This is a genomic window from Dyella sp. 01L423 (assembly GCF_056399945.1).
This window is the reverse complement of sequence record NZ_JBFTSI010000024.1, coordinates 1-830: the sequence shown is the minus strand read 5'-3', so window position 1 is coordinate 830 and position 830 is coordinate 1. Positions and strand designations below refer to the sequence as shown.

Annotated in this window: 2 tRNA genes and 2 rRNA genes; all 4 read left to right on the top strand. The window is 54.2% G+C overall.

Features of this window, described 5'->3' with window-relative positions:
- Positions 1 to 100 (top strand): 16S ribosomal RNA (locus AC1DMY_RS20855); the annotation flags it as partial.
- Positions 101 to 341: 241 nt separating this feature from the next.
- A tRNA-Ile gene (locus tag AC1DMY_RS20850) sits at positions 342 to 418 on the top strand.
- Positions 419 to 429: 11 nt separating this feature from the next.
- Positions 430 to 505: transfer RNA gene (locus tag AC1DMY_RS20845), tRNA-Ala, on the top strand.
- Between the two features lie 235 nt (positions 506 to 740).
- Positions 741 to 830 (top strand): 23S ribosomal RNA (locus AC1DMY_RS20840); the annotation flags it as partial.

Sequence of the window (830 nt, the reverse complement as noted above, 5' to 3'; positions counted from 1 at the left end):
TCTAACCGCAAGGGGGACGACGACCACGGAGTGGTTCATGACTGGGGTGAAGTCGTAACAAGGTAGCCGTATCGGAAGGTGCGGCTGGATCACCTCCTTTCGAGAACGACATCAGTTTTCCCCGCAAGACGTCCACACAAGACACCTGCCTTTAATTTCACGCGACATCCGTGTCGCGAGGGATCTGACTTTCTAAGCAAGCTGCTTTTTAGCGGCTTTGTTTAACGTCAGAAGCGGCCATCCCTGGCCGCACTCCTCACGAAACGCCGCTTTGGCCCTGCCCTTGAGTCAACACTCATCAAAGCAGGCCGCCAAGGATGGCGGCACGGAAATATGCTCCCGGGTCTGTAGCTCAGGTGGTTAGAGCGCACCCCTGATAAGGGTGAGGCCGGTGGTTCGAGTCCTCCCAGACCCACCACTAAATCACTTGGGGCCATAGCTCAGCTGGGAGAGCACCTGCTTTGCAAGCAGGGGGTCGTCAGTTCGATCCTGACTGGCTCCACCATTTTGGTGATACGTCGTGAAATGAAAGCAGCGCACACATAAGATTTTAGAAAACGAGGCGGCATTGAGGCCGCTCTTGTGTTCATTGAAAACGTAAACGAGTGACAAGCGTCTTGGTTCGAAACCGAATCGAGATGTGTCGTTGAGGCAATTAAGCGAACGCGTTGTTTGGACAGTACGATGATTATCACCTCGTAAGTGATGGTTATCGGCCCTGAGGCGACTTGGGGTTATATGGTCAAGCGACTAAGCGTATACGGTGGATGCCTTGGCAGTCAGAGGCGATGAAGGACGTGGCAGCCTGCGAAAAGTGTCGGGGAGCTGGC